Source organism: Janthinobacterium kumbetense (assembly GCF_023703445.1).
GTDB classification, from domain to species: Bacteria; Pseudomonadota; Gammaproteobacteria; order Burkholderiales; family Burkholderiaceae_D; genus Janthinobacterium; species Janthinobacterium kumbetense.
The window spans coordinates 233480-259940 of record NZ_JAMQGR010000001.1; the positions used below are offsets into that span (position 1 = coordinate 233480).

The window sequence follows — 26461 nt, forward strand, 5'->3', positions numbered from 1 at the left end:
CGTTGATGCAAGAAAAATGGCCGGGCATGCAGCCCGGCCATTTTTTTATCTGTCTTGCCTGATCAGCAGCGGATCAGCAGCGTGATACGTCGCGCAGCAAGCGGTCGTATTCCGTCTTGGCCACCTTGTAGCACTCGCCCGCATAGCATTCCAGGCCGGCGCGGTCCAGCACCGTGATATTGCCGCGGCGATAGTGGATCAAGCCTTCTTCCTGCAGCTTGCCGGCGGCGGCCGTGATGCTTTCGCGGCGCACGCCCAGCATGATCGAGATCAACTCTTGCGTCACTTTCAATTCGTTCGATGGCGAACGGTCCAGGCGGTCCAGCAGCCAGCGGCACAGCTTTTGCTCGATCGAACTGTGACGGCCGCCGACGGCGTTCTGCGCCATTTGCGCAAACAGGGCGTTGGTGTAGCGCATCAGCAACTGGGGCAGGGCGCCGCCCTGGTTGAAGGCGACGCGCAAGCTTTGCGTTTTCAGGCGGTAGCCATAGCCGGCGCTTTGCACGACAGCCGTGCACATGGCGCGTTCGCCTGCCAGCAGCGAGGCGCCCGCCACGCCTTCATGGCCGACGACGGCGATTTCCGTCGTGGCGCCGTCTTCCATGACATACAGCAAGGAAATGATGGCGGTGGTGGGGAAGTAGCTGTATTCCAGGTTGTTACCGTAGGCATACAATTCCTTGCCGAAAGGCAGTTCGACCAGTTCCAGGTCTTCGAACAGCGATTCGAGCGCGGCGCGCGGCAGGGCGGCCAGCAATTCATTTTGTTGGGCACTGCTGAGGCTAACCCGCGACGCAAGCTTGATTTCCCGACCGGCCGCCGGCATGGCGCGCGGCAGCAACTGGTTCTTCTGGACCGGGGCGATAAGTTGAGTATGGCTCATAGTATTCCTCACAGGCTTTTTACATCGGAGTGCGACTGCCGCGTTGCTGGTCAAAAAAGTTGCTGCATCCATCTGGGAACAGCGTTTTTTTTCGACCGCGCGGTGCAGATCGCGATGTAGCTACTTTAAAAGCTTATGTAAGTGGCGAACATAAGATTAGCAGTCGCCACTTTGTAGTCTCTTTTGAGGCGAAATTGTAGTCCTTGTCCTACGTGCACACTTTTGACTAGCTAGCCTTGCGCCGTTCTGCGCGATTTTGTGATATGACGCGCGGCTTGTTGGCGCTCCACAGGCCGGCCGGACGCACGCTGGGCAAGCCGTCGCGCACGGTTGCGGCGCTCGTCTGGCGCGCGGCAGGCGCCTCGTGCTCCCCCAGGCGGAAGCGGCTGACGGCCTGCGTCAGCGCCTCGCCTTCCTGGTGCAGGCGCTGCGAACCGGCGCGCGCCTCGTCGACCAGGCTCGCATTCTGGCGCGTCATGTCGTCGATTTGCGCCAGCGCGCCGTTGATGCGGGCGATTTCGCCATTCTGCTCGGCGCCGGCGCTGCTGATGCGCCCGATGACGACGGACACTTGCTGCACCGCGTCGACGACTTGCCGCATGGTGCTGCCGGCCGCGTTGACCAGGTCGCCGCCCGCGTCCACGGTGGCCACGGAGTCGCCGATCAGGCGCTTGATCTGCTGCGCCGCTTCGCTGGAGCGCTGCGCCAGGCTGCGCACTTCGGACGCCACGACGGCAAAGCCGCGCCCCTGTTCGCCCGCGCGCGCCGCTTCCACGGCCGCGTTCAGGGCGAGGATATTCGTCTGGAAGGCGATGCCGTTGATCACGCCGATGATGTCGACGATCTTGTGCGAGCTGGCCTTGATCGAGGCCATGGTCTCGACCACGGCGCTGACGGTCTCGCCGCCGCGCAGGGCCACTTCGGCGGCCGAGGCCACCAGGGTGCGCCCCTGTCCTACGTGGGCTTCGTTGCGGCCCACGGTGGCCGTCAGCTCGCGCATCGAGTCCACGGTGGCGCCCAGCGCGTCCGCTTGTGTGGCCGTGTGGCCGGACAGGGCGGCGTTGCCCTGGGCGATATCGGCGCCGGCCGCGGCGATGACGGCCGCGCCGCCGCGGATTTCCTGCACCAGGGTGGCCAGGCCGTGCGTCATGGCGCCGAAGTCGCGCACCAGGTCGCCGATCTCGTCGTGCGCCTGCGAGGTGATGCGCTGCGACAGATCGCCCGCCGCCGCGGCGCCCACGGCCACGCGCAATTGCTGCACGTCGCGCGCGAAGGCGGCATAAAAGCCCGCGCACAGGTAGGCGGCGGCCAGCAGCACCAGCAGCATGGCGGCCAGGATCAGGGCGCGGCGCGCCTCGTCGCGCGCGATGCGCTGCGCCAGCAAGCCGTCCAGCGCGGTGGCGGAGGCGCCGGACAGCGCGTGCAGGGCGTCGATGGCTTGCATGCCGGCCGCGTGGAATTGCGCGCCCGACGTCTGGTCGTAGGAATTCGTCACTTCATTCTTCGTGCGTTCGAGGAAGGCCAGCGCGGCCGGCACGGCTTTCAGGGCCGGCTGCAGGCTGGCGCGCAATTCCGGCTTGGCCGCGATGATTTCGTCGAAGCGGGCCGGCAGGCGTTCCAGTTCGTGGCGCGCGATCAGGGCGTTGGCGTTGACGAGCTGATCTTCATTCGCTTCGAACAGGCCCGTGTCGATGTAGGCGGCGCCGCGCCCGCCGATGTCGGACAGGCTCTCGGCCAGGTCGGGCAGGGTGGCGGTGAAGGCGGCGCTCAGGTGGTTGGCGCCCGCGTCCGGGTCCAGGCTCAGGTGCGAGCGGTCGGCCACCAGCTGGCCCAGCTTGGCCGCCTGGCGCAGCAGCGCCGTGTGCGCCGCGTAGCTGTCGCGCGCCGCGAGGCTCGCCTGGCGGCCCAGCAGGGCTTGCCACTGTTTCGTCAGCTCGGCCGCCTGGGGCAGGCCGGCGCCCGCCGGCAAGCGCGCCAGGGCGGCCAGCGCGGCCGTGATGCGCGCATTCAGGGCCGTGTTGTCCATGCCCGCCTTGCCGCTCAGGCGCAAGTGCTCGAGGCCGCGCCGCTGTTGCAGCAGCCGCGTGCCTTCCTGCAACTGGCGCACATAGGCCACGCCCCGCTGCGCATCCTGCGCCTGGGCCAGCGACTTGCCCAGTTCCGAGATCAGCAGGGTGGTCGCCAGCGCCAGCGGCAGCAGGAAGACCAGGCAGACAAGCATGAATTTGGGCAGCAGGCGCAAGCGCTGCATGAGGCGGATGGCGGGGGTGAGGAGCATTTTCATCGGGTTTCCAGGGTAGGGTGACAACATTTCTGCAGTGCAATGTTGCCTGCGGATTGTGACCCCTTGATGAAGTGCGCCGCGATGCAGTCAGTTTTGCCGTTCGCCAGAGTGAAGCAGTTCACACGGAAGGCCGATCCTTCTGTAAAATCGAGGGTTTTTTGCGAGGGCCATATTATGGTCACCAATATGGCCAACGAGAACGACATCAACACCCCCGATTCCAGCGACAGCGCGGACAACGCCGCAGCGCCAGTGAGCAGCAAGGCGCCGGCCGTGATCGCGCGCGAAGTGCAGCGCCGCCGCACCTTCGGCATCATTTCCCACCCGGATGCCGGTAAAACCACCCTGACGGAAAAACTGCTGCTGTTCTCGGGTGCGATCCAGATGGCCGGTACCGTCAAGGCGCGTAAATCGGGCCGCCACGCGACGTCGGACTGGATGGAGATCGAGAAGCAGCGCGGCATTTCCGTCGCTTCCTCGGTGATGCAGTTCGAATTCCGCGACCACGTCGTCAACCTGCTCGACACCCCGGGCCACCAGGACTTCTCGGAAGATACCTACCGCGTGCTGACGGCGGTCGACTCGGCGCTGATGGTGATCGATGCGGCCAAGGGCGTGGAAGCGCAGACGATCAAGCTGCTGGCCGTGTGCCGCATGCGCAATACGCCCATCGTCACCTTCATGAACAAGATGGACCGCGAGACGCGCGATCCGCTGGACCTGCTCGACGAACTGGAATCGGTGCTGAAGATCCAGTGCGCGCCCGTCACCTGGCCTATCGGCATGGGCAAGAACTTCCGCGGCGTGTACCACCTGCTGAACGACGAAATCATGCTGTTCAAGGCAGGTGAAGAGAAGGCCGACGGCGCCTTCGAAATCATCAAGGGCATCGACAATCCGCGCCTGCAGGAGATGTTCCCGCTTGAGATGGATCAATTGCGCATGGAAGTGGAACTGGTGCACGGCGCGTCGAACCCGTTCAACCTGGAAGAATTCCTCTCCGGCGTGCAGACGCCCGTGTTCTTCGGCTCGGCCATCAACAACTTCGGCGTGCGCGAGATCCTGTCCGCGCTGGTCGACTGGGCGCCGGCGCCGCGCGAGCGCGACGCGACCGTGCGTTCGGTGGCGCCGTCCGAGCAGCCATTTACCGGTTTCGTCTTCAAGATCCAGGCCAACATGGACCCGGCCCACCGCGACCGCATCGCCTTCCTGCGCGTGTGCTCGGGACGTTTCGAGCGCGGCATGAAGGTCAAGCACTTGCGCCTGGGGCGCGAGATCAAGGTGTCGAACGTGGTGACCTTCATGGCTTCCTCGCGCGAACAGGTGGAAGAAGCGTACGCGGGCGACATCATCGGCTTGCCGAACCACGGCAACATGCAGATCGGCGACAGTTTTTCCGAAGGCGAGATGCTGACCTTTACGGGCATCCCGTACTTCGCACCGGACTTCTTCCGCTCGGTGCGCATCCGTAATCCCTTGAAAATCAAGCAGTTGCACAAGGGCTTGCAGCAGTTGGGCGAAGAGGGTGCGGTGCAGGTCTTCAAGCCGGTGCAGGGCGGCGAGCTGGTACTGGGCGCCGTCGGCGTGCTGCAGTTCGAAGTGGTGGCCAGCCGTTTGCTCAACGAGTATGGCGTGGACGCCGTGTTCGAAGGCACCAGCATCAGCAGCGCCCGCTGGGTCAGCTGCGACGACAAGCGCATCCTGCAGGATTTCGAAAATGCGCTGGGCCACAACGTGGCCTACGATGCGGCCGGCAACATGGCCTATCTGGCGACATCCGGCGTGAACCTGCGCCTGACGGAAGAGCGCTGGCCGAAGCTGACATTCCACGCCACGCGCGAGCATTCGGCCAAGCTGGCCTGATGACTCTGAGGTAGCGACGAGGGGCAGAACCACTGGTTCTGCCTTTTTTTACGCCGGCAGGATCGTGCGCGTACTCCAGTCGCGCCGTTCCAGCAGCAATGCCGTCAATTGCGCCGCCGTCATCGGACGCGCGAAGAAGAAGCCCTGCACATTGTCGCAGCCCGCTTTGCGCAAGAACTCCACCTGCTGCAGCGTTTCCACCCCTTCGGCCACCACTTTCAGGTGCAGGCTGTGCGCCATGGCGATGATGGCCGTGACGATCGCTTCGCCCTCGCCGGGCAGGTCGTGCACGAAGCTGCGGTCGATCTTCAGCTGGTCGATGGGCAGGCGTTTCAAGTACGACATCGAGGAATAGCCGGTGCCGAAATCGTCGATCGACAGGTGGATGCCCGTTTCCTGCAGGCGCCGCATCAATTCCACATTGGCGTGGACATTGTCCATCAGGACGCCTTCCGTGATTTCCAGCTCCAGCAAGCCATGCGGCAGCTGTGTTTCGTCCAGGATGGCGCGGATATCGTCCATCAGGCCCGGATCGCGCGCCTGGCAGGCCGACAGGTTGACGGCCACGTGTTCGAGCGAATCGAGCAGGCCCGCCTTGCACCAGGCAGCTGCCTGGCGGCAGGCGCTTTGCAGCACCCAGCGTCCCAGGTCGACGATGATGCCGCTTTCCTCGGCCACGGGGATGAATTCGGCGGGGCTCAGCTGGCCCATGTCGCGGCAATGCCAGCGTATCAGCGCTTCCACGCCGACGATGCGCCCGCTGCGCAAGTCGATCTGCGGCTGGTAGTGCAAATACAGTTCCTCGTTCTGCAGGGCGCGGCGCAGGTTCGCTTCCATGCGCAGGCGGCGCTGCGCGCGCAACTCCATTTCGGCCTTGAACACGGCGTAGCGGTTCTTGCCCTGGTGCTTGGCGTGGTACATGGCCGTATCGGCATTGCGCGTCAGGGTGGCCACGTCCTGCGCGTCGAACGGATACAGGCTCACGCCGATGCTGGCGCTGACGTACAGCTGGTGGCCTTCGAGGGCGAACGGTGCGGCCAGCACGGCGAGGATCTTGCGCGCCACGCTGGCCATCTCCGAGGCGTCGTCGGCCGGTTCCACGATGACGACGAATTCGTCGCCGCCGATGCGGCAGATGATGTCGGTGCCGCGCAGGATGGCCACCAGGCGCTCGGACACGAGCTTGAGCAGCTGGTCGCCGCAGTGGTGGCCCAGCGTATCGTTGACGATCTTGAAGTTGTCCAGGTCCAGCAGCAGCAGGCCTACGCTGCTGTCCTGGCGGTCGGCGCGCGCCAGCGCATAGGCCAGCGCATCGTTGAATTCATGGCGGTTCGGCAGCTGCGTGACGGGGTCGACGTGGGCCAGGTAGTGCAAATGGCGCTCCGCATGCAGGGCGGCGGTGCGCGTGCGGCGCACCATCAGGAAGGTCAGGCCGAACGCGCACAGGCAGACCAGCAGGGTGAAGGCGGCAAATTGCGCCAGGCTGGCGTACAGCGGCGCCAGGCTGGCGCGCAGGTACAGCGCGCCGCCGCCGGGCAGGGCCGTCAGGATGGCAGCGCTGCCGTCCAGGTAATCGATCTGCAGGCCGCTGCGCGGCGCCGTGGGCGCGGTATCGCTGCCGCTGCGCGCGTAGCGGGCAAACGGCGTGCCATAGGGGCTGTAGAGCAGTGCTTGCCGGATATGCGGGGCGGCGGCGAGGGAAGCGAGGAGTTGTTGCGCTGCAAGACGATTGTCCTGGCGCATGGCCTGCGTGGCGGCGGGCGCCAGCATGTCGGCCTGGATGCGCAGCGTGCGCTGGAAGGATGCCTGGAGGGAAAACAACTGGAAGAGGATCAACAGCAGGCTGGCCATGGCCAGCATGGCCGCGGCGGCCAGCAAGTTCAGCCTGGCAATGCGGTCGCCGCGCAATTGCGCCGACGGCAGCATCAATGGCGCCATCATGACGCTTTCTCCTGCCGGCCCCGCTTGCCGCCGCCCCGTGTGATCCCGCCTCGCCCTGCCATACTTTACGTTCCAGTCTGATGAAAACCGAAGTGAGCCGGAACTCTCGACGTGTTGTTAAGGCCGACATATTGTCATTTTGCAGCGTGAAAGTACAGGGCGCGCGGCAATTTTGTCTGCATGCCACAGGCCGGTGGCAGCAGGCTAAGTAGGTCATAATAAATTATTGTGATTTCTGACTTCCATAACCGGCGCTCTGCGGCGTTACCCGCTGCTGGCAGTGCCTGCACTGCGTCGCAACGGGCGCCTTGCAGCGCATCCGGTTCTGTTCGTCATAACTTCACAATAATTTCCCACGACCTACTTAGGCGACAAGTCAGGCGGAAAAGGTGGGGCGTGTCTTTCTAATAATAATCCAAGCTGAATTTTAATCCTTTTTTTGCCGGCTGTTTTTTTCCTTTAAAAACATGCTGACAATAAACAAAATGCCATCAAGAATAACTTCAATGGCCCCAGCATCGCGCGCGGATTAACTTTTTGCCTGCATAGGCCATTGCAAGTCATTGATTTTAATAAATTTTAATGAAGAATGCGAGAACGCTATGGCCTTGCTCCGCGAGTTCGTCCATAATCCGCAGATGATGGACGTCCTGATGCTGTTTGTTTTGTCTGCCGCGGCCAGGCAAGCTGCCGCCAGCAAAACCGGACGTCGCCCTAATGATCAATAGTGAGGATATCTTGGAAAAAAAACCAAAAATTATTTTGTCGTCACAAGACCTGGAACGACTGGAAGCGTTGTTGTATGCCTTGGGTAATAATCTGTCGCCGGACAAGGCTGCCTTGCTCGACGAACTGGGCCGCGCCGAGGTGCTCGAACCGCAAGAGATTCCCCCGACCGTCGTGACCATGAATTCCACCGTGCGCTTCACGGTGGAAAACAAGGAGGAATTCTGCCTGACGCTCGTGTATCCGAAGGATGTGGAAGGCCAGGCCGACCGCATTTCCGTGCTGGCGCCCGTCGGCAGCGCGCTGCTGGGCCTATCCGTGGGCGACAGCATCGCCTGGCCTATGCCGGGCGGCGTGGTGAAGGTCAAGATCGAGGAAATCGTTTACCAGCCTGAACGGGCTGGCGAATACCACCGCTAAGCGTAGCCAGCAGTAATGGCGGACGGCGCCCGCCGTTCGCTTGCCAGGCCGTGCCGGGAGCGGATCTAACTGTTCCTCTGCACGCGCACCACCAGCCATCCCGCCACCACCGTGAACGTGACGATGATGGCGACGATGATCCAGAAGCCTTGCGGATGCTGGGCCAGCGGAATTCCCCCCACATTCATGCCCAGCATGCCGGCGATGATATTGATCGGCAAGGCCAGCACGGTGACGATGGTCAGCACGAACAGGCTGCGGCTGTTTTCCTCGTTGACGCTGGCGGCGATCTCTTCCTGCAGCAGCTTGATGCGTTCCTGCAGGGACGACATATCGCTGAGGACCACCGAAAATTCCTCCGTCGACTGGCGCAATTCCAGGCTGTCCAGCTCCGACACCCACGCGGGCGGGCGTTGCAGCAGGCGGAACAGGGCGGCCGGTTCCGGCGCCAGCAGGCGCTGCAGCCGCACCAGCACGCGCCGCATGGCGCCCAGGTCTTCGCGTTTCGGCACCAGGCGCCCGGCCAGCAAGTGATCTTCGATATCGTCGACCCGCGCCACGGCGTCGCGCACGATGTTGACCAGCACGTCCGCCTGGTCGCGCAGCAGGTGGATCAGCAGCTCCACCGACGAGCGGATCGGCTCGTGGTTCTTGATGACGGCCTGGCGCAGGCGCTCGATCGACTGCAGCGGCGCGCGCCGCGCCGTGATGACGAGGTTTTGCGCCACGCTGGCCCACATGGTGGAAATGTCGGATGCCTCGAACGAGAAATTGTGCACCACATCGTTGACCACGGCGATCAGGGTGTTTTCCGCCTGTTCGATGCGCGTCGAGCGGGAACCCTGGTGCAGGGTTTCATAGAATTCGTCGGCCAGCTGCGTATGCGTCATCAGCCATTTTTCGCTGGCCGCATGCGACAGGTTGAAATGCAGCCAGACGAATTCCTGCGCCGGGCGCGCCGTGCCATCGGCCAGCCAGGCCAGCGCGGCCGTCGAGTCGAGCGCCAGCGGCTGCGCCTCGCGGCCAAACAGGAAGCCCCAGACCAGGCCCGAGGTGTCCGAGCCGTAGGTGAAACCGGCAGTTTCCATCGCCATCGTGAATCTTTCTCGCGCAGTGTGATTGATCGTCGCGCGATTTTAATACACGGATGTGTCGGGAAAATGACAAGGCCACCGCGAGCGGTGGCCTTGGTGCTACTTGGTGCTGACTACAGCCGAGTATTAGCTGCGGTTCGGGTTGTCCGGACGCCGGTCGTCGCGGTTCGGCACGCCGTCATGGTCGCGGTCGTGGCGGTTGCCATTGTCGCGGTCATAGCGGTTGGGTATGCCGTCGCGGTCGCGGTCGCCGTTCGGGCCCCGTGGCGACCAGCGGCCTTGCTCCATCTGCCAGCGGCCGTCGCGCTGGTTCCAGGCGGGCGGCGCATACGCATAGCCGGGGCGTTCGGCGATCCACACGCCTGGCGTCCAGGCGTAGCGCTGGCTGCGCCATTCCCAGTGGCCGGGCGCCCAGATGTAGCCGTGGCGGGCGCGCGGGATGGCTTCGCGGCGCGGCGGCGGCGGGGCGATGCGGATCTCGTCGTAGCGCACGGGCTGCACTTGCGCGGCGACCCAGCCGCCGCGGTCCAGGCGCCAGCGGTTGTTTTCCTGTATCCAGGCGGCGCGGCGGTACTGATTGCCGCCCCGTTCGCGCAGCCATTCGCCATTGTTCCAGACATGGCGCTGGCCATCCCAGTTCCAGTAGCCGGGCGCCCACACATAGCCGGCGCGCGGCGCTGGCACGCTTTCAAACCGTGGCGGAGGCGGGGCGTTGCCGACGACAATGCTGACGCCGAGCTGATTCTGGGCCATGGCCTGCGCGGGCAGGAAAGCCGCGGCGCTGATGGCAAGCATGGCTGCTGCGTAGAGTGTGATGGGTTTCATGGGTTGCTCCATTTCGGTGATTGCGTGAAATGGACTATAGGCGCTTGCCGGCGATTTTTCGCCTTTGATTCAACTTATTACAATTGACACAATGCTGTGTGTCCGTGTATCCGTTGCGGATACAAATCAGATGCCTATGGCGGCCTGGCGCGGCGACTGTCCGCTGTGTGCCAGGCGGCGTGGTGTCAGCATCGGCGGCTCACAGGGTGCTGGCGCTGGCGTTGCCCAGCATGGCTTGCCGCTCCTCGATCAGCGAGATTTTCTTTTCCTGTTCCGTCAGGCGCTTGGCGCTGACCACGACGACGGGGATGGCGCCCGCTTGCGCCACATCGGCGGCCTTGGCGGCCGATGGCTGCATGAAGCTGGCATAGCTGGCACCGCAGGCGATGGCGACGGCGACGGTGAAGATGGCTTCCATGTTTTTCAAGGCTTTCATGATGTTTCCTTTCGGGTGGCGGGTGGGTATGCATGCACTGTAGCCAGGTGCGGGCCGCTGCGCCATGCGGATGCGACCAGCCGTGGTTTTGGCGGGATGGCCTGCAAAAAAACGGCGCTGAAATGCCTGCGCACGGGGCTGGCAAGCCGACCGCTTGAATTGAGGCCTAAATTGCCCTGTATCCGGGCATATGAATGTAATTGCCGCGTGGCATTATTTGACGCTGCACACTGCCGCGCGCGGCAAGTGCAGGGCCAGCTGTCCTGCTAGAATTGGCATGGCGGCCCCGTCGCGTGGATAAAAATATCATCAGGAGTCACACATGTTCCAATTGTTTGGTTTTGGCGGCGCCCGCTGCCCGCGCTGCGAGCACAAGAACGGCGCTGCCGCCGGCTATTGCGCGCAATGCGGCTTGTCGCTGGGGGCACCCGACAGCGACGCGGTGCTGCATGCCAATCAATGGCATCTTGCCGATGGGCAACTGGCCCTGTTCTTCGGCGTGCGCGAACTGTCCTCGCTGTTCGGCAGCGCGGCGCGCCGCCTGCAGGTACCGGCCGAGTCGCGCGCCTGGATCGTGCAATCGGACGCTTTCACCTTGATACCGGCCGGCGACTACGACAGCGCCGCCTTCTTTGCGCGCCTGCCCGCGCTGCTGCCGGCGCGTCCGGCCGAAGTGCTGATCGCGCGCGCCGACGCCGTCAGCCTGGAATTCGACTTGCCCGGCCTGGCCAGCACGGAGTTGCTGAACGTCGCCGCGTCCCTGCGCGTGGATATCGCCCTGGGCCAGCCCGACGCGTTCGCGCGCCAGTTCATGCGCGCGCCGGGCGCCGTCACGCGCGCCCACCTGCACGCCTTGCTGCTGCCATCCGTGCGCCAGATCGCGCTGGAATTCATCGGCAGCCGCGCGCTGGGCGAGATGGATGCGAATGCCGACCTGCGCCCGGAACTGAACGAGCGCCTGCAATCGGCCCTGACGCAGCGCCTGGCGCCCAGCGGCCTGGCCGTGACGCGCGTGGAAACCCTGGCGCTGCGCCACGACAAGCGCGAAGGCGACGCTGGCGTCAGCATCGGCACCCTGTGGCTGGGCGGCTTGCCGGCGCAGGAACTCGAGCAGCACAGCCTGGAGCGCATGAAGCAGCTCGACCAGCTGTATGACGAGGAAGAGTGGCAGCGCATCCGCCGCGAGGAACTGGCGGCGCGCCATGCGCACCGCCGCGCCGAGCTGCAGCAGGACGCGACGGTGGAAAAGGCGGCGCTGGGCCACCAGGAAGCGGAGCGCCTGCAGGCGCTGCGCGGGCGCCAGATCGACCTGTACGGCCGCATCCTGGAAGCGAAATCGCGGCGCCAGGCGCTCGACCATGGCGCCGCGCTGGCGCTGGGCGAGCTGGAACAGGAACTGGCGCAGAAGGGCGCGCAGCGCGCCGACGAAACGGCCAACTGGGAACACGTGCGGGCGCTGGCCGCCATCAAGATGCGCAGCGAGCTGGAATTGTCGCAGCTGCATGGGCGCGAACAGATCCAGCTGGCGCAGCAGCGCTTTACGCATCAGGTGCACTTGCAGTCGATCGCGCAGCAAGTGGAAAGCGCGCTGCTGATCGATGACGAGACGGGCCGCCGCACCCAGTTGGCGCGCCTGCGCCAGGCGGAAGCGGATGCGGCCCAGCGCGAGGCGCAGCTGGAGGCGGAGCAGCACCAGGCCGCCTGGCAGGGCCTGATGCTGGCGAATGCGGCGCGCAAGCGCGAGGCGGAGCGGGTGCAGGAGTGGGAAGACCAGATGCAGCTGGCGCGCCAGCGCGAATTGCTGCGCGCCGAGGCGCACAAGGATGAAGCGGCCCAGGTGCAGGCCGCGGAAATCGCGGAAAAAGTGGCGGCGCTGCGGCGCGGCGGCGCGCGCGAAGACGCCATCGCGCAGCAGGAAAAGCTGCTGCGCACCATCGAAGCCGACGGCGTGCACGCGCGCCAGCTGCAGCAGCAAACGCAGCTGGCGCAGCTCGACGCGCTGGCCATCGAGGAACAGCGCCAGCAACTGCGCCAGCTGGAACAGGAAGCGCAATGGCAGCGCGACTTGCTGGCCATGGCGCAGCAGCGCGAAAGCGATTACGCGCGCTGGAAGGGCGAGTACGAGGCCCTGCTGGCGCAGCAGGCGCATGCGGCCGAACTGGCGCGCATCGACATCGACCGCATCGAAAAAATCGGCTCCCTGAGCGACACGGGCAAGGTGGCCATGGCCGCCGGGCAGAACGCGGCCGCGCTGGCGCAGGTGCTGAAGGTGCAGCTGCAGGCGGGCATGAGCGCCGAACAGATCCACGCGCTGGCGGCGCTGGCGGCGGCCGAGAACAGCGTTTCTCCCGCCGAGGCGCTGCGCATGGCGCAGGACAGCGCGGCGCAGGAGCGCAGCTACCTGGAAGGCCAGGCGGAACGCGAACGGCGCCAGCAGCTGGACTTGATCAACCTGCAGAACGCGGCGCACGCGCATGGCCTGTCGGCGCAGGCGCAGCTGGGCGTGGCCGTGGCGCAGGCGCTGCAGCCAGGCGCGGCGTCTGCTGCCGGCGCGCCGCTGCGCTGCAAGAACGGCCATGCGCAGCGCGCGGGCCATCCGGAAGATAAATTCTGCGCCGCCTGCGGCGTCGCCTTGCAGCCTTGATGGAAGCGTTTCACCCCAGATGATGCAAAAAGCACGAGACAAACTGCGGGAACTGCGCGCCCTCCACGACGACGGGCTGCTCAGCGAGCAGGAATTTGAACGCCGCAAGAACGCCATCCTCGACGCCGAGTACGCGCCGCCCGGCGCCGCGCCTGTGGCCGCGCCGCTGCCCGTGCGGCAGGGCACGGAGCTGGGCTTCATGACGGGCCAGGAAATCGGTCCGCAAAACCGCCGCTACCGGCTCGAACGCCTGATCGGCACGGGCGGCATGGGGCAGGTGTGGCAAGCCACCGACCTGGCTACGCACGCGGAGCTGGGCAGCAGCGAAATGGTGGCGCTGAAGATCTTGCCGCCGCAGCTGACGCAAAGCGCCACGCACGCGAAACTGCTGATCGAGGAAGCGACCCAGGCGAGAAAACTCGCGCATGAAAACATCGTGCGCGTCTACGAGTGGGCGCAGGACCCGGCCACGGCCAGCTATTTCATCATCATGGAATGCCTCGATGGCGAAGACCTCGAGCACTATCTGGCGCGCGAGGGCGCGCTGCCGCTGGCCGCCGTGCAGCAGCTGCTGCAGCCGGTGGCCGAAGCCCTGGCGTATGCGTGGGAGAAGCACAAGCTGGTGCACCGCGATATCAAGCCGGGCAATGTCTTCCTGACGGCGAAGGGCGACGTCAAATTGCTCGACTACGGCATCGCGTCGCGCGTGCGCAATGCGGACAGCAGTCTGGCGCTGGAGATGCCGAATGCGGGCACGCACGGCTACCGGGCGCCCGAGGCCGGCGCCAACCAGCGCCAGCCCAGCCCGCGCCTGGACGTGTATGCCGTGGCCGTGATGATTTACCAGATGCTGGAAGGGCGCATGCCGTTCGACGACATGCGCAGCGCCAGCCACCTGCCGTCCGCGCCGCAGGCGCTCAACGCGCAGCAGTGGCAAGTGCTGCAGAACGGTTTTTCGCTGACGGCGGAATTGCGGCCGCTATCCGTGCAAGCCTTGCTCGAAGGGCTGGAGCGGGCAGCCGGGCCGTCGCCCGAAGAACTGGCGGAACAGGCGCGCCAGCAGCAGGCGCGCCTGGCAGAGCAACAGCAGCAGGCGGCGCTGGCGGCGGAACAGGCCCGCGAGGAAGAGATCAAGCGGGCCCGGATACGCCAGGAAGAACTGGACCAGCGCCGCAAGGCGGAAATCCAGGCGGCCGCGCTGGAAAAGCAGCGGCAGGATAAACTGCGCCGCGAGCAGGAGGCGCAGCGCCATTTCGAAGCGGAAGAGGCGCGCAAGCTGCGCAAGGAAGCGCTGCGCGGCCAGCTGCGCGCGCGCCGCGAAGCCGATGCCGCCACGGCCTTGCAGGAACACCAGGAATTGCAGCGCAAGGCCATCGTCGCCAAGGCGGAGGCGGCGTATCGGGCCGAGCAGGAACGCGCGCGCCGCGAAGAGGCCAGCCGCGCCGCGACCGCGGCTGTCCCTGCGCCGGCATCCGCGCCGGCGCCAGAACTGGAACCGGAACACGCGGAACCGGTGGCCAATGCCGAAGGCATCTTGCGCGATGATTGGCTCGATGGCTCGGGACAGGGGCCGGAACTGGTGCTCATTCCCAGCGGCCGCTTCCAGATGGGCGCGCACGAGACGGAGCACAAGGCGGCCATCCAGGCCGGTTCGCAGCAGTCATGGCTGGACCGCGAAACGCCGCAGCACTGGGTCGGCATCGAGCGCCCGTTCGCGCTGGCCCGGCACCCCGTCAGCGTGGGCGAATGGCGTGCCTTCGTCAAGGCGACGGGATGGGCGGGCGGGTCGGAGACGGACTGGGATAATCCCGGCTTCGTGCAGAACGACCAGCACCCGGTGGTGGGCGTGAGCTGGAATGACGCGCAGCTGTACCTGGCGTGGCTGTGCGAGCGCACGGGCCGGCAGTACCGCCTGCCCAGCGAGGCGGAATGGGAATACGCGTGCCGCGCCGGCACGCGCACGGCCTTCAACGTGGGCGACACCATCAGCACCGAGCAAGCCAATTACGACGGCTTGTACGTGTACAACGGCGGCCCGCGCGGCGTGTACCGGGGCGGCACGACGCCCCTGGGTACCTTCGCGCCGAATTCCTGGGGCCTGTTCGACATGCACGGCAATGTGTGGGAATGGGTGCAGGACGTGGTGCACGACAATTACGAGGGCGCGCCCGTCGACGGCAGCGCGTGGGAAGAGGGCAGCGACAGCAGCCGGCGCATCCTGCGCGGCGGCTCCTGGCTATACCATCCGCGCTATTTGCGCTCGGCCCTGCGCAACGGCTTTTCCACCGTGCTGTCGAACGACATCGTGGGCTTCCGGGTGGCGCGCACGCTCGATTAGCGCGTTGTCAAATCGGTCATCTTGGCGGATACTTCATGCGCCTTAACCGTGCCGGAGTGTCGAAATGGCCTGCCGTCATGCGTCCGCTGCTGGCCATGCCCAACCTCGATGCGTTTGCCGTCACCTTCGGCGCCACGGAGCGCATCCGCCTGGAAGAGGAACTGGTGGGCGAAGCCGTCAAGGATGCGCAGCGCAAGGCCGATGCCATGGCGCGCGGCTTCGGCAAGCGCGCGGGCGCCGTGGCCGGCATCTCGTCGGACCAGCTGAAAAACCTGGGCAGTGCCGTGGGCCTGGTGCCGTCCGACCGCTACAACCGCGCGAACAGCCGCCAGCGGCAAAATCCCGACGACATGCTGATGGTCACCAGCCTCAAAATGGCGCAGACGGTCGACGCCCTGTTCCGTATCAAATGACCAGGTGGCAGGGGCACAGGCTGCGCAAAGCGGGCAAACGGTGTAAATTGTGGCTTTCCAAACGCACCAAGGAATGCCATGACCATCAAAGCCATCCGCGACCAGTCGCAACCCATGCGCCACATCGTGCACGTGCGCGACCACATCATTTCCGCCGACGCTTCGGTGGCGGAAGGGGGCGGCGATGCCGGTCCGTCGCCGCACGACCTGTACGACGCGGCCCTGTCGGCCTGCAAGGCGCTCACCGTCGTCTGGTACGCCAAACACAAGGGCATCCCGCTGGAACACGTGGAAGTGAGCACGGAGCGCGATGCCAGCGAAGAGCGCAAGGGCGTGTACCGCCTGGCCGCCACCCTGCACCTGACGGGCGAGCTGACGGATGCGCAGCGCGAGGAATTGCTGGCCGCGGCCGGCAAATGCCCGCTGCATAAATTGATGACGGCGGTGACCACCGAAGTGACGACGGTGCTGGCATGAGCGCGGCCATCCTGAAAAGCCACGAAAAAGACCTGGGCGGCGGCTTCGTCGTGCGGCGCCTGCTGCCTGCCGCGGCAAAACAGGCCGTCGGCCCCTTCATTTTCTTCGACCATTTCGGCCCCATCGACGTGGCGCCCGACGCCAACCACGACGTGCGCCCCCATCCGCATATCGGCCTGGCCACCGTCACCTATCTGTTCGAGGGCGCGATCGACCACCGCGACAGCATCGGTTCGTACCAGCGCATCGAGCCGGGCGCCATCAACTGGATGACGGCCGGGCGCGGCATCGTGCATTCCGAGCGCACGCCGCACGACCTGGCGGGCCAGCCGCACCGCACGCACGGCTTGCAGCTGTGGGCCGCGCTGCCGAAGGCGCACGAGGAAGACGAACCGAGTTTCACGCACACGCCGCAGGCCGACATTCCCGTCGTGCCGCTCGATGGCGCCGTCGTGAAAGTGTTGATTGGCACGGCGTTTGACCGGACCTCGCCCGTGCGCACCTACATGCAGACGCTGTACCTGGACGCGGCGCTGGAGGCAGGCAAGGAGCTGCGGCTGGAAGGCTTGCCGGCGGAAGCGGCCATTTACCCGATCAGCGGGGAAGTGCTGGTCGATGGCGTGGCGCTGGTGCCGCACACCATGGCCTTGCTGGAAGCGGGCGCCGTGCCTGTCGTGACGGCGGGCAGCGGCCCGGTGCAGTTCGTCGTCATCGGCGGCGAGCCGCTGGACGGCCACCGCTTCCTGTTCTGGAATTTCGTCTCGTCGAGCAAGGAACGCCTGTCGCAGGCGGCCGACGACTGGAGCGCCCAGCGCATGGGGCAGGTGCCGGGCGAGACGGAATTCATCCCGTTGCCGAAGGCGCCCCTGCGCCCGGCGACCTGAGTCCCCCTTAGAAACGCGCGCGCAAGGTCAGTTGCGCCTTGCGCGGTTCGCCGTAGAAATTGCCCCACGCAGGTGCGCTTACCGTCTGGTAGTAGCGCTTGTCGAGCAAGTTCGTCACGGACAGCGACGCCGTCCAGTTGCGGTCGATCTGATAGGCGGCGCGCGCGCTCCACAAGGCGTACGCGCCTTGCGCCACCTTCACGTCGCGCGTGGTGCGCGAGCTCTCCGTCTGGAAGTTCACGCCGCCGCCCACGCTCCACTTCTGCAGGGCGCCGGACAGGCGGTAGTCGCTCCACGCGCGCAGCATGTGGCGCGGCGAGTAGGTGCTGGCGAACATCACGCCCGCATTCGACGTCTGCTCCAGGTACTTGAAGTTGTTCAGGGTATAGCCGGCGAACAGCTGCCAGCCCGGCGCCACTTCACCGCTGATTTCCGCATCGACGCCTTCGCTGCGCACCTTGCCCGTCGAGAAATAGCACTCCGTGCCGGACGAGCAGGTGCTCACCAGGTCGAGTTCCGCGCGGTTGCGCTGCTCGATGCGGAACAGCGCCAGCGAGGTATTCACCTTGCCGTCGAACAGTTCACCTTTCACGCCCACTTCCAGGTTGCGGCCTTTCAGCGGGTCGAGCAGGGCGCCGTCGGCCGTGCGCTGGTTTTGCGGCTGGAAGATGTCGGAGATGCTGGCATAGCCTGACCAGCGCTTGTCGAACGCGTAAATGACGCCGCCATACGGCGTGACGACGCCGTTTTCGCGATACGGGTCGATATACACCTCGCCCGTGTCGCGGTACACGCTGCTCGATTTGTAGTTCGACACGCGCGCCCCCGCCACCACGGTGAGCGGGTCGCTGACGCTGAAGCGGGCCACGCCATACGCGCCCGTCTGCGTCATGCTCGTCAGGCTGTGGGCGCCGCCATACTTTTCCTTGCGTATCCAGGCATCGCTCGGTTCCGCCACGCCGTGATTGGGTTGCAGCGCGCTATTGGGCAGCTTCATCATGGCCAGGCTGTAATCGCTGTCGCTTTCCAGCCGGTTCGTGCTGATGCCGGCGCTGAAGCCGTGGCGGCGGCCGAAGGCGTTGAATTTGCCGTCGAGCGACAGGTCGACACCCTTGTTGGTGGTGCCGTAGTCGAACACGCCGGTATACATCATCATGCCGGCCAGGGTGGCGGGATGGAGCGCACCCAGGTTGAACATGTATTTCACGTCATGCTGTTCGCGCGTGTAGTTGGCGCTGGCCTTGAGCGACCAGTCGGCATCGAAGCGATGTTCGAATTCGGCGAAGGCGGCCGTCTGGCGGCTGTCCCAGCGATTCCAGTCCGCGCCCAGGAAGGTCGAGCGGGGCAGCTTCGGGTCGCTGCCATCGAGGTAGCGGGGCATGCCGGAGAAAAACGGCGTCGACTTCAGCTTTTCGTAGCTGGCGCCCGTCGTCAGCTTGCTGCCCGGCGCCAGGTCGAATTCCAGCACGCCGTACAGGACGTCCGTGCGGCTGTCGGCCACGTCATAAAAATAATCGCGCTGGTCATGCGCGGCCACGGCGCGGCCGCGGATGCTGCCCGACTCGTTCAAGGGGCCGGTGACGTCGACTTCGCCGCGCACGTCATTCCAGCGTCCCGCGCCGAGCGCCAGCTGCACCTGCTTTTCCGCCAGCGGGCGCTTGCGCACCATATTGATGGCGGCGCCCGGCGAACCCGTGCCCTGCAGCAGTCCCGTGGCGCCGCGCACGATTTCCACCCGGTCCAGCATGGCCGTATTGCTGGTAAAGCTGTTCGCCTGGGGGTAAAACATGGCGCGGTTGACGCCGTCGAACTGGTACGTTTCGACCATGAAGCCGCGCGAATACACATAGCGCCCGCCCATGGGGCTGTCGTACATGGTGATGCCGGTGGTATTGGCCAGCACGGCGTCAATGGTGTTGAGGTTCTGGTCGTCCATCTTCTGGCGCGTGACGACGCTGACGGATTGCGGGATTTCGCGCAGGGTTTGCACGCCCTTGCCGACGGTGACGGCGCGCGCCGCGTACGAGTTGCTGTGTTCACTGACGGGGTCGCGCTCCATGCTGGCGCTGACCGTCACGGGCGCCATGGTCTTTTCCGCGCCGCTCGCCGAGGCGGAAGGCACGGCCGCCAGGCGCAGCACATAGGCGCCGTTCGGCAGCTGCACGGCTTCCATGCCGCTGCCGGCCAGCACCTGGGCAAACCCCTGCGTGACGTTGAAGCTGCCGCGCACGCCGGGCGAGCGCAGTCCCCGCGTCTGCGCGGGATCCGTCGACAGGCTGACGCCTGCGGCGACGGCGAAGTCGTTCAGGGCAGTGGCCAGCGGGCCGGCCGGCACGGCGTAGGCTTGCGGCGCCGTGGCGGCGGCCTGGCCTTGCGCCAGGGCGGGCGCGGCGATGAAGGCGGCGGGGGCGGCGCAAGCCATGGCGAGGACGGCCAGGCGGATGGCGCGCGCGGCGGGATGGAGGACGGGGGTGGTCAGCTGCATGCTCGGTCTTTCTGCTCAGAGGGATAAGAAAATGGCCAATGAATCGGCTTCTTACTTGTCAAGCCGAAGCAGCGCATCGAAACACCAACCCCAAACGCAAAAAAACTGAAAATAATTATGCCGGCCGGGCCGATACCGTGGCCCAGTAGCGCGTGAAGTACGTCACTTGCAGCCCGTGCGAGGCGCACAGGCTTTCCAGCACGGCGTCGATATCGTCGAGGCGGTAGGTGCCCGTGACGGGGCGCCGCGCCACGGCGGCATCGCAGGCGAGACGCCCGCGCCGGTAGCGCGCCAGCTCCGCCACCAGCTGTTGCAGGGGCCAGTCGGCGGCCACCAGCATGCCGCGCAGCCAGCTGTCCTGGTGCGCGGGCGTGCTCAATACCTCATCCGCGCCGGTGGCGCCGAAGCGCAGCTGCTGCCCCGTTTCCAGGCGGTGCACGGCCTCCGGACGCGCCGCGCAGCGCACTTCCACGGCGTGTTCGAAGACGCTGACGGTGCTGTCATCGTCGTCGCAGCGTATGCCGAAGCGCGTGCCCAGCGCGCGGATCACGCCGTGCGGCGTATCGACGAGGAAGGGGCGCGGATCGGGCGCCGTCGTGATCATGATTTCGCCACGGTGCAGGCGGATGCGGCGGTGCGTGGCGCTGTAAGCGACATCCAGGGCGCTGGCAGTATTCATCTCCAGGCGCCCGCCATCGGCCAGCGTGACGTGGCGGCGCTGGCCCGGCGCCGTGCGCAGGGACGCCGTCAGGGTTTGCCATGGGCCGGATTGCCAGCCCGCCTGGCCCAGCGTGATGCCGCCGCCGGCCGCCACCAGCAGGGCGAGTATCTTGGCGGCCGAGCGCCGGCGCTGCTGCGCCGCCTGCAGCGCCGGCATCGCCAGCGCTGCAGGTATCGCGCCCAGCTGGCCGTCCATGCGCAGCAGCAGATCCCAGGCCCGTTCATGTTCGGCGCTGGCGTCGCGCCATGCCTGCAGGGCGGCCGGGTCGGCGCTGCCGCACTGGAGCTCCACATGCCAGTGGGCGGCGGCGGCCAGCACCTTGCGGGCGATGGGGGCGGAAGGTGAGGTCGCGGGGCCGAACATCAGGCGGCCGCCAGCATCAGGCATTCCGTGTAGGCGCGTACCAGGTGCTTCTTCACGGTCGGCAGCGAGATGCCGAGGCGCCGGCTGATGTCCACGTAGCTGAGTTCTTCGATTTGCGCCAGCAGGAAGATGGCCCGCGTGCGCGCGCCCAGGCTGTCGAGCAGGCGGTCGACGGCGAGCAGGGTTTCGATGATGATGGCGTGCGTTTCGGCGCACATCGATGCTGGCTCGGCTTGCTGCGCCAGCGCTTCCAGGTAGGCCTGCTCCAGCGCTTGGCGGCGGTAGCGGTCGATCAGCAAGCCGCGCGCGATCGTCGCCAGGTAGCCGCGCGGTTCGCGCAGGGGCGCCAGCGGTGTCACCTCGCGCTTGCCCAGCAGGCGCAAAAAGGTGTCCTGCGCCAGGTCGGCCGCCTCGGCGCGGTTGCCCAGCTTGCCGCGCAGCCAGCCATACAGCCAGCCGTGGTGCTCGCTGTACAGGGTGCTCAGGTGGTTGGCATGGACGGGACTGACGGTGCTCACTGCGTTCTCCAGGCAAGGGAAGGGCTGGGCTGACGGAACGCGGGGTGCCGGCTGGCTGGGCTGTTTGAGAATGATACTCATTATCACATTGCCACGCCGCCGGCGTCAATTGGCGTGGGCTCCCAGGCGCCAGCGCTCCTGCCACTGTTGCAGATCCGCCCAGGCTTGCTGCAGCGCGGTGGCGGACCAGTGCAGCAGGCCGTCCAGCGCCAGCACGGTGCGGCGCAGGTGGATGCCGTCAAAAAACACGTGGTCGGCCACGACGGTGGCGGCCAGCCAGGCGGCGATGATGACGATGATGTCGTGGCGGCCGCTCTTCCACCAGCGCAGTGAGTGGCGGCGGAAGATCCATGGCACGCCCAGCGGATTGGGCCAGTCGGCCAGCAAATGCATGATGCCGCCGGCCGCAAAGCCGAACAGGGGCGGCGCCCACAGGTGGTGCGGCAATTGCATCCACGTGTAGACGAGCAGGGCGATCCAGGCCAGGCCCCAGTGCGTCCACGTGCGGTGCGTGATCCATAGCCGGTGCGTGCGCGCCCACCAGGCCACTTCCAGCCAGTCCGGCGCCGTGCCGCCCAGCGCGCCCATGACAAAGGCGAGCATGCTCAGCACTTGATACGGGCCGCCGGCGCCAGCGTGCGCGACCAGGGCTGCGGCGATCACGCCGGCAGCCCAACCGGTCGCATGATGCGCTTTGTTGGAAGCCATAGGAAATGTAAAACGCCGTGCGGGCGCTGTGTGAAGTGCAGGGAAATATTAACTGGATGAATATACAGTATGCAAGGGCAGGAAGGGGTGCTATTTGCAGAATATCGGCGATTGAATTGTTAAATTGTGTGTCGGAATGGCCTGGCCAGCGAACCCGGCAACTCATGCCGGCCGGTCAAGTGTGTTGTTGGGCTGATAATGTAATCGGCGCCGGGCGCGCTATGCTGAAAGCAGTCCTGCGTTTTGAAGAGGTTTCGCCATGAAAATCCCACGCGAATTACAGATTCCCGCCATCGTGTTCACGCTGGAAGCGGTGTTTATACTCGGCCTGTCGATGATTTTTCTCGTGCTCGTGCCACGCTAGCGTCCGAAAAAAGGCCATAGCTGCGTTGCACTGCCTTGCCGTACATTCGTACTGTCTTCGGCAGCGCGCCTTGCTCTGACCATTTTTCAGGCGCTAGCGGTCAGGTGGCGGGAGGCGTTGTATCAGGCAGTTTGCATGGTGCTATCGCACAGGGCGGCGCCTTCGGTGCGGATGATCCAGCATTCCGGATACGGTTCGCTGGCGAAGCGGTTGTGCCGCGCGAAGCCGCTGAGCTTGTCGAGCGCGGTGGCGGGCGCCAGCGCGGTTTCCTTGCCGCTGGCCGTGTCCAGGTGCCAGAAACCGCCATTGCGGTGGAATAGCACGGGCAGGCAGCTGGCTTGCGGCGTGGCAAGGTGGCTGGCCGGCGCAGGCTGGGCTTCCGGCAGCAGCAGGTAAAAACACTCGGCACGGGCGCCGTGGTCGATGCGGTGCAGGATCACGCCGTGCGCGAGCAGGGCCGTGACGCTGAGCACGACGATGCCCTTGATGCTGGCAGACAATTCGATGCGCATGCCCAGGCGCAGGGCCACGGGCTTGTGCTTGCCTGGCCACACGCCATCGAGCAGCACGCCGTAGCGCGACACATCCTCGATTTCAAAGCCTTGCTGGCCGCGCCGGATGATGGCGTGGCGGCCAGACAGGCGGCGCGTCAAGCCATTGTTGTCCTGGCCGTCGGGGCTGAAATGGCTGAGCAGCACATCGGCTTCCGGATCCACCAGCTCAAAACGCCCCAGCATGCATTCTTCCAGCGCGAACAGGCGGATCTGGCGCTGTTCGCCCGCTTCCGGCGCCGCATTGACGAGGCAGGCGGCCTGGCTCGGGTGCGGATGGCAGTGGCTGGCGGCGGGCAGGTCGACTTCGATCAATTCCTCGTCCCAGGCGATGGTGGTAAAACCCATGTCGATCTTGCCCTGCGGCGCAGACAGATCCACGTGGGCGATGCCGGCATTGCGCGCCGTCACGTCGAGGTTGCAGCCGTCGCCGCCCGTCACGCGGGCGATCGAGGCGTCGTCGGCCATCACGCGCACGTTTTTGTGGGTGCTGAGGAAGATCTGGTGGATTTCCGTCAGGGTCGCGTCGCGGCGCGGCACGAGGATGACGAAGGTGCACACCCATTTCTGCGCCACGGCGCCATCGACGTGGCTGTGCACCTCGACTTCGATCTGGTATTGCCCGTGTTCCTTGTTGCGTGAGGAAAACTCGACAAATACGGGACGCCAGTCGCCGCGCGTGGTGCGCACGAAATCATGCTGCACCTGGCCGCGGGGGATCAGGTCCGAGCGCAGACGCAAGGTCAGCTGCGGCGCGCAGGCGGCGCTCATGCCGCGCAATTCCATCTTCAGGGTTTGCCGTCCGCCTGCCGCGCGGGGATCGAAGCCGCTGATGTGCAGGTGGGCTTGCACGGGCTGGTAGGCGGCGTGGGCGGCAGCGGTGGCAGCAGGCGTGGAAGCCGGCATCGCCGGGGAAATGCGGGTGGGCAGCGCTGGCGCGACTGCGCCCGTCAGCGGTGCGGTAACAGCGTCAGCAGCAGGGGCGTGCGGAAGCGCCGTTGCCGATGGCTCGGAACGGGCGCTGCGCAGTGCGGTCAACAGGTCGTAGCTGCTGGGGGCGGTCGTCGCTTGCGGGTGGTTGCCCGCGCAGACTGTTTCCCCAGGCAAGACCCAGAACGTACAGTGCGGGTGCTCCGGGTTGCTGCATTTTTTCATGACATTCTGACTCGAATCGAGCGGGGACATTTTGCCCTCTGTTATACATGAGAGCTTACGCGCTTTTGCGCTTGCTTGGCAACTTTCACGGCAGCGGAATGCGCTCTTTTTGTCCAAATTCATGTCCCTGGTCACACCTCGCAATACATGCCATGGAAACTATTGCTCAAAAACACATTTTATATCTTTCTGGATATGTTATTTTGATATTGTATGAACAGGTTTTCCAGCCATGCGCGTGGACGCCGGTCGCGCATGGTGATGCCTGCGGCAAGAGCTGGAAGGCGTTTTGTATTATGCTGGCACAGCCGTTCCCCCGATGCCACCCGACTTCGAAAGACGACCATGCCTGCCCAACGCCCGCTCCAGCTTGCCATAGCCTATGGCGCCACCTTGTGCGTATTCCTGGCCATCGATGCCCTGTGGCTGGCGGTGCTGATGAAGCCGGTGTACGCCGCAGCGCTGGGGCCGCTGCTGGCGGAGTCTCCCCGCTGGGCGCCGGCGACGCTGTTTTATCTGCTGTACGTGGCGGGATTGCTGGTTTTCGCCATTTTGCCGGGCTTGCGTGCGCGCCGCGGGCGCACGGCGGCAGTGCTGGGCGCGCTGCTGGGCCTGCTGGCCTATGGTACCTATGATTTGAGCAACTATGCGACCCTGCGCGACTGGCCGCTGGCCTTGACGGCGATCGACATGGCCTGGGGCGCCGTGCTGTCGTCCGTGTCGGCGACGGCCGGCTACCTGGCAGCTAGCCGGCTGGGGCGGTGAATTCCGCATCGAAGCGCAGCGCCAGCACGGTAATGTTGTCGCTATGCAAGCCTTTGGGTGGATGCGAGAGAAAGTCGTCGAACAGGGCGCTGACGGCTTGTGCCGCAGTCTTGCCGGCGCACAAGGCGGGCCAGCGGGCCGTGAGGGCCAGCGGGTCCTCGCAGGCCCAGAAGCCGTCGCTGGCCAGCAGATAGTGGGCGCCGGGGCGCACGCGCAGCACGCGGCGGTCGCCCAAGTGCGCCAGGAAGGGCGGCAAGATGGCCGCATCAAGGCCGCGCAAAGGCTTGTCGAGCTGCAAGCTGTCGCCGATGGCGTTGCCTAAAATGAATGCCTGCGAGATTTGCGGGTGGTGTTCGCCGTGCACGGCGGCCCGCCAGCGCGCCTCGTCGAGTGCGCCGCGCATGGCGTACACGGTGGCCGGCACGTGGTCCACGGTGAGGATGTTGGCTGTCCCGTCGGCAATTTCATACAGGCGCGAATCGCCCACGTGATACAGCAGCGGCGCTTCGCCGGGCGGCACTTCCAGCAGGGTCAGGGTGGTGCCGGGCGGCCGCGCCTGGGCTGGCGCTGCCTCGGCGAAACTGTCCTGCAGCCGCGTGTGCAGCGCGTCGAGCCTGGCGGCCAGGCTGGCCGTGTCAAGGCAGGCGGGCATGGCCAGCAAGCCTTGCACGGCCGCTTCCGCCGCTTCGCGTCCGTGGCCGTGGCCGCCCATGCCGTCGAGCACGGCTGCGCGCACGTGGCCGCGCGGCCAGCCCGGCACCTGGCAGTGGAACGGCGCCTGCCGCGACAGGCAGACGGCGTGGCCGCTGGCATCGATCAGCAGGAAATTGTCCTGGTTTTCGCGGCGCGGCAGGGGGCCGGCGCCCACGCTGGTGCCGGCGGCGGCGTCGAGCCAGGGGCCGAAGTCGAGCTCGTCTTTGATTAAATGCATCGGTCGGTGCGGTCCAGGCGGCCAGCAATGTTGATCATAGGACACAGCTTAGCCGATATTGTGCAGGGGCGATACCTTGCCTTTCACGCAAAAAAACCTGCGGCAGCAGGCTGGCGCAGGTTTTTCATTGGGCAGGTGCAGGGCGTTGCTTAACGGCGATGGCCCCAGCCGTGACCGCGGCCATGGTCATGGTAGTCTCCGCGGTCATAGTAGTCGCGGCGGCCATGGTCGCGGTAGTAGCCGCGGCCCGGTTGCACGTAGACGACAGCCGGCGGGCCGTAGTAGCGCGGTGGCGGTGCGTAATACACGGGCTGCGGGGCAGGGGCGTAGTACACGGGCTGCGGCGCCGGCGCATAATAGGTTTCGCGGTAGCCGCCGCGATAGCCGCCACGGTCGTAATAACGGTCATTCGTGCTGATGCTGTTGCCGACGGCCGCGCCCAGCACGCCACCGACGATCGCTCCATTGCGGCCGCCGGTGCTGTTGCCAATGGCCGCTCCGACAACGGCGCCTGCAACGGTATTGAAGTCGCGGTCACCGGCGACTGCGGCCGAAGACACAGCCACTGCCGCTACCATTACCGCACCCAGGAGTTTCTTGTTCAACATGGCATTTCCTTCCATTCCGGCGAGATCACAATGATCTGCATGGACTGGACTATATCTGCTGTCG

21 protein-coding genes are annotated in these 26461 nt (G+C 65.6%); 8 read left to right on the top strand and 13 right to left on the bottom strand.

The window, feature by feature from the left end; translation table 11 throughout:
* Nucleotides 1-73: 73 nt before the first annotated feature.
* Complete coding sequence (locus NCG91_RS01050) at nt 74-883, bottom strand: Crp/Fnr family transcriptional regulator (protein WP_251348210.1); 810 nt, start codon at nt 881-883, stop codon at nt 74-76.
* Between the two features lie 226 nt (nt 884-1109).
* Nucleotides 1110-3167 (bottom strand): methyl-accepting chemotaxis protein, encoded by a 2058-nt coding sequence (locus tag NCG91_RS01055; RefSeq protein ID WP_251348211.1) that lies wholly within the window; start codon nt 3165-3167, stop codon nt 1110-1112.
* 174 nt (nt 3168-3341) lie between these two features.
* Here NCG91_RS01055 and NCG91_RS01060 point away from each other — a divergent pair, with 174 nt between their 5' ends.
* Entirely contained in the window at nt 3342-5030 is a 1689-nt protein-coding gene (locus NCG91_RS01060) for a peptide chain release factor 3 (RefSeq protein ID WP_369811518.1), read from the top strand.
* Between the two features lie 48 nt (nt 5031-5078).
* Here the strand turns inward: NCG91_RS01060 and NCG91_RS01065 are convergent, their stop codons facing one another.
* The gene (locus NCG91_RS01065; protein ID WP_251348212.1) at nt 5079-6971 is read right to left on the bottom strand and encodes a putative bifunctional diguanylate cyclase/phosphodiesterase; all 1893 of its coding nucleotides are present in this window, start codon (nt 6969-6971) and stop codon (nt 5079-5081) included.
* Nucleotides 6972-7709: 738 nt separating this feature from the next.
* Between NCG91_RS01065 and rnk the strand changes: the two genes are divergently transcribed.
* The gene (gene rnk / locus NCG91_RS01070) at nt 7710-8117 is read left to right on the top strand and encodes a nucleoside diphosphate kinase regulator (protein WP_162835757.1); all 408 of its coding nucleotides are present in this window, start codon (nt 7710-7712) and stop codon (nt 8115-8117) included.
* 65 nt (nt 8118-8182) lie between these two features.
* On the opposite strand, the gene NCG91_RS01075 is transcribed toward rnk, so the two are convergent.
* The 3 genes from NCG91_RS01075 to NCG91_RS01085 form a co-directional block, all read right to left on the bottom strand.
* Nucleotides 8183-9211, bottom strand: a complete 1029-nt coding sequence (locus tag NCG91_RS01075; protein WP_251348213.1) for a transporter — start codon at nt 9209-9211, stop codon at nt 8183-8185.
* 126 nt (nt 9212-9337) lie between these two features.
* Nucleotides 9338-10036 (bottom strand): YXWGXW repeat-containing protein, encoded by a 699-nt coding sequence (locus tag NCG91_RS01080; protein ID WP_251348214.1) that lies wholly within the window; start codon nt 10034-10036, stop codon nt 9338-9340.
* A gap of 199 nt (nt 10037-10235) precedes the next feature.
* Nucleotides 10236-10472 (bottom strand): hypothetical protein, encoded by a 237-nt coding sequence (locus NCG91_RS01085; protein ID WP_251348215.1) that lies wholly within the window; start codon nt 10470-10472, stop codon nt 10236-10238.
* Nucleotides 10473-10794: 322 nt separating this feature from the next.
* Here NCG91_RS01085 and NCG91_RS01090 point away from each other — a divergent pair, with 322 nt between their 5' ends.
* The 5 genes from NCG91_RS01090 to NCG91_RS01110 all read left to right on the top strand — a co-directional run bounded on the left by NCG91_RS01090 (nt 10795) and on the right by NCG91_RS01110 (nt 17228).
* On the top strand, nt 10795-13116 hold the full coding sequence (locus NCG91_RS01090; RefSeq protein ID WP_251348216.1) for a coiled-coil domain-containing protein: 2322 nt from the start codon (nt 10795-10797) through the stop codon (nt 13114-13116).
* A 19-nt stretch (nt 13117-13135) separates the two neighbouring features.
* Nucleotides 13136-15454, top strand: coding sequence for an SUMF1/EgtB/PvdO family nonheme iron enzyme (locus NCG91_RS01095; protein WP_251348217.1), 2319 nt, complete (start codon nt 13136-13138; stop codon nt 15452-15454).
* A 35-nt stretch (nt 15455-15489) separates the two neighbouring features.
* The gene (locus tag NCG91_RS01100; RefSeq protein ID WP_251348218.1) at nt 15490-15867 is read left to right on the top strand and encodes an SIMPL domain-containing protein; all 378 of its coding nucleotides are present in this window, start codon (nt 15490-15492) and stop codon (nt 15865-15867) included.
* 78 nt (nt 15868-15945) lie between these two features.
* On the top strand, nt 15946-16344 hold the full coding sequence (locus NCG91_RS01105) for an OsmC family protein (protein WP_034783198.1): 399 nt from the start codon (nt 15946-15948) through the stop codon (nt 16342-16344).
* On the top strand, nt 16341-17228 hold the full coding sequence (locus NCG91_RS01110) for a pirin family protein (protein ID WP_251348219.1): 888 nt from the start codon (nt 16341-16343) through the stop codon (nt 17226-17228). The genes NCG91_RS01105 and NCG91_RS01110 overlap by 4 nt, the downstream gene beginning before the upstream one ends.
* A 7-nt stretch (nt 17229-17235) precedes the next feature.
* On the opposite strand, the gene NCG91_RS01115 is transcribed toward NCG91_RS01110, so the two are convergent.
* The 5 genes from NCG91_RS01115 to NCG91_RS01135 all read right to left on the bottom strand — a co-directional run bounded on the left by NCG91_RS01115 (nt 17236) and on the right by NCG91_RS01135 (nt 24093).
* Complete coding sequence (locus NCG91_RS01115; RefSeq protein WP_251348220.1) at nt 17236-19713, bottom strand: TonB-dependent siderophore receptor; 2478 nt, start codon at nt 19711-19713, stop codon at nt 17236-17238.
* Between the two features lie 115 nt (nt 19714-19828).
* Entirely contained in the window at nt 19829-20797 is a 969-nt protein-coding gene (locus NCG91_RS01120; protein WP_251348221.1) for a FecR domain-containing protein, read from the bottom strand.
* Nucleotides 20797-21315 carry a sigma-70 family RNA polymerase sigma factor gene (locus tag NCG91_RS01125; RefSeq protein WP_251348222.1) on the bottom strand — a complete coding sequence of 173 codons (519 nt, stop codon included), beginning with the start codon at nt 21313-21315 and terminating at the stop codon, nt 20797-20799. The genes NCG91_RS01120 and NCG91_RS01125 overlap by 1 nt, the downstream gene beginning before the upstream one ends.
* Nucleotides 21316-21420: 105 nt before the next feature.
* Nucleotides 21421-22023, bottom strand: coding sequence for a metal-dependent hydrolase (locus NCG91_RS01130; protein WP_251348223.1), 603 nt, complete (start codon nt 22021-22023; stop codon nt 21421-21423).
* A gap of 486 nt (nt 22024-22509) precedes the next feature.
* The gene (locus NCG91_RS01135) at nt 22510-24093 is read right to left on the bottom strand and encodes an FHA domain-containing protein (protein WP_251348224.1); all 1584 of its coding nucleotides are present in this window, start codon (nt 24091-24093) and stop codon (nt 22510-22512) included.
* 345 nt (nt 24094-24438) lie between these two features.
* On the opposite strand from NCG91_RS01135, the gene NCG91_RS01140 reads away from it, so the two are divergent.
* On the top strand, nt 24439-24858 hold the full coding sequence (locus tag NCG91_RS01140) for a DUF2177 family protein (RefSeq protein ID WP_099667419.1): 420 nt from the start codon (nt 24439-24441) through the stop codon (nt 24856-24858).
* Here the strand turns inward: NCG91_RS01140 and NCG91_RS01145 are convergent.
* On the bottom strand, nt 24839-25789 hold the full coding sequence (locus tag NCG91_RS01145) for a PP2C family protein-serine/threonine phosphatase (RefSeq protein WP_251348225.1): 951 nt from the start codon (nt 25787-25789) through the stop codon (nt 24839-24841). The two genes, NCG91_RS01140 and NCG91_RS01145, sit on opposite strands and share 20 nt — an antisense overlap.
* 149 nt (nt 25790-25938) lie before the next feature.
* A complete protein-coding gene (locus tag NCG91_RS01150) occupies nt 25939-26397 on the bottom strand; it encodes a glycine zipper 2TM domain-containing protein (RefSeq protein ID WP_034783918.1) in 459 nt (152 codons plus the stop codon).
* Nucleotides 26398-26461 lie beyond the last annotated feature (64 nt).